The sequence below is a fragment of the Cupriavidus sp. WS genome, assembly GCF_000395345.1.
GTDB classification, from domain to species: domain Bacteria; phylum Pseudomonadota; class Gammaproteobacteria; order Burkholderiales; family Burkholderiaceae; genus Cupriavidus; species Cupriavidus basilensis_B.
Genome location: NZ_AQPL01000492.1, coordinates 1 through 2,215 on the forward strand (window position 1 = coordinate 1; position 2,215 = coordinate 2,215).

Below are 2,215 nucleotides of genomic sequence, written 5' to 3' on the forward strand. Positions count from 1 at the left end.
GGCTGCCGGCGTGGCGGGCCTCTTCCGAGACGGGTGCCCAGCCGGCGACCTTGTAGGTGCGGGCGGCGTCGACGGGCTGGCCCTTGAGGCGCATGTCGGTGATGCGGCGGCCCATGCCGGCGTTGGGGTCGATGGTGTATTGCAGGCCGCCCACGCGCACCATGTCGCCGCCTTGCTGGTAGTAGGGATCGGGGTTGAACAGGTTGTCCGCCACGTCTTCCAGGATGGTCTTGATGGTTTCGCCCGTCATGGTGGCGACGGTGGTGTGCGGATAGGTGATGGCGGTCTGGTCCATCAGGCTTTCCATCGTGATGGCTTCGCCGGGCAGCAGCGTGGTGCCCCAGCGGAAGCCGGGCGAGAAGGCGATCTCGGCGCCCTGCACGTCCATCAGGCCGTCGAGGATGAGCTGGTCGAAGGTGCCGTTGAAGTTGCCGCGGCGGTACAGCAGGCCGGTGTTGCGCGCGAGCACTTCGCCGAGCTGTTGTTCGTAGGGGGCGCGCACGCGGGCGATGAGCGCGTCCATGCCGGGGTCGGCGGCGAGGTAGTTGGCGAACACGGGCAGCAGGCGGTAGCGGAAGTCGCGCGCCTTGCCGTCCTTGACGTCGAAGTCGAGCACGCCGAGGAACTTGCCGTTGGAGCCGGCGTTGGTGACGAGCGTGGTGCCGCCGGCGTTCTTCACGGCCACCGGCGCGGGCATGCCGTCGTGGGTGTGGCCGCCGAGGATGGCGTCGAGCCCGCGCACGCGCGAGGCGAGCTTGAGGTCGACGTCCATGCCGTTGTGCGACAGCAGCACGACCACCTGCGCGCCCCTGGCGCGCGCCTGCTCGATGACCTGCTGGAGGTTTTCCTCCTGAATGCCGAAGGTCCAGTCGGGCACGAAGTAGCGCGGGTTGGCGATGGGCGTGTAGGGAAAGGCCTGGCCGACGATGGCGACCGGCACGCCGTTCATCTCGCGGATCACGAACGGGTCGAAGACGGGGTCGCCGAAGTCGGCGGTCTTGATGTTCTGGGCGAGGAAGGCGACCTTGCCCTTGAAGTCGCGCTCGACGATCTCGGTGACGCGCTCGGCGCCGAGCGTCATTTCCCAGTGCGGCGTCATCACGTCGACGCCGAGCGCGAGCGCGGCGTCGACCATGTCCTGGCCGCGCGTCCACAGCGCGGTGGCGGAGCCTTGCCAGGTGTCGCCGCCGTCGAGCAGCAGCGCGCCGGGCCGGCCGGCCTTGAGCTGCCGTACCAGCGTGGCGAGGTGGGCGAAGCCGCCGACCTTGCCGTAGCGGCGCGCGGCCTCGGTGAAGTCGAGGTACGTGAACGCATGCGCCTGCGCGCTGCCGGGCGCGATGCCGTAGTGGCGCAGCAGCGCCTGGCCGACCAGGTGCGGCGGCTTGCCGGCGTAGTCGCCCACGCCGAGGTTGACGCTGGGCTCGCGGAAATGGAGCGGGCGCAGCTGGGCGTGGCAGTCGGTGAAATGCAGCAGGTGCACGTTGCCGAAGCGCGGCACGTCGTAGAGCTTGCCGGCAGCCTGCGCGGCCTGGGCGTCGGTGGCGGGAAAGGCCATGCCGCCGGCGCCGGCGATGGCCAGCACCTGCAGGAACTCGCGTCGGTTCATTGTCTCTTCCTGTGGTCTGCGCGCGCCGGCGCCGGCCGCGGCCCGGCGTCGGGTGCTCGCTTCATCGCCAGCGTCATCGCCGGCTAGTTCGCGTAGCGGGCCAGCGCGGCGACGTCTTCCTCCAGCATCTCGCCGGCTTCCTTCTGCACCACCTTGCCGCCGGCGTCGATCACGTACAGCTCGGGCAGGCCGCGCCGCTTGCCGAGCACGGCGCGCAGCGCGGGCGTATCCATCGCGGCGGGGAAGGTGTAGCCATGCTTGGCCATGTAGGCGCCGGCTTCCTTCGGGTCCTTGTCGATGCTGACCGCCAGCACCTGCAGGCCGCCCCGGGCGCCGCCGATGCTGTCGTAGAGCTTCTGCAGGCGCGGGTTCTGCAAGGCGCAGAACGGGCACCACGACGCCCACACTTCCAGCACCAGCGGCTTGCCGGCCCACTGCGCCGGCGCCACCGTGCGGCCGTCGAGCAGCTGCACCGGCGGCAGGTGCACGGTGTCGCCGACTTCGAGCGCGGCGGCCGCGCCGCTCCAGGCCAGCGCGGCGAGCAGCAGCGCGGCGCCGGTGCGGCGCGCCAGGCGGGCGGCGGTCATGGCCGCGCCTTTACTGGTTGAC

Annotated in this window: 2 protein-coding genes; both read right to left on the minus strand. The window is 70.9% G+C overall.

The features are described 5' to 3' along the window. On the minus strand, window positions 1–1,606 hold a 1,606-nt coding region (gene soxB / locus K206_RS0132465), incomplete at its 3' end, for a thiosulfohydrolase SoxB (RefSeq protein WP_020206470.1). An 83-nt stretch (window positions 1,607–1,689) separates the two neighbouring features. Beyond that, window positions 1,690–2,193: a TlpA disulfide reductase family protein gene (locus K206_RS0132470; RefSeq protein ID WP_020206471.1), complete on the minus strand. Its 504-nt coding sequence runs from the start codon at window positions 2,191–2,193 to the stop codon at window positions 1,690–1,692. Window positions 2,194–2,215 lie beyond the last annotated feature (22 nt).

Excerpts from the sequence above, each read along its gene's own strand:
- K206_RS0132470 (WP_020206471.1), bottom strand. The coding sequence starts at position 2,193 with ATGACCGCCGCCCGCCTGGCGCGCCGCACCGGCGCCGCGCTGCTGCTC.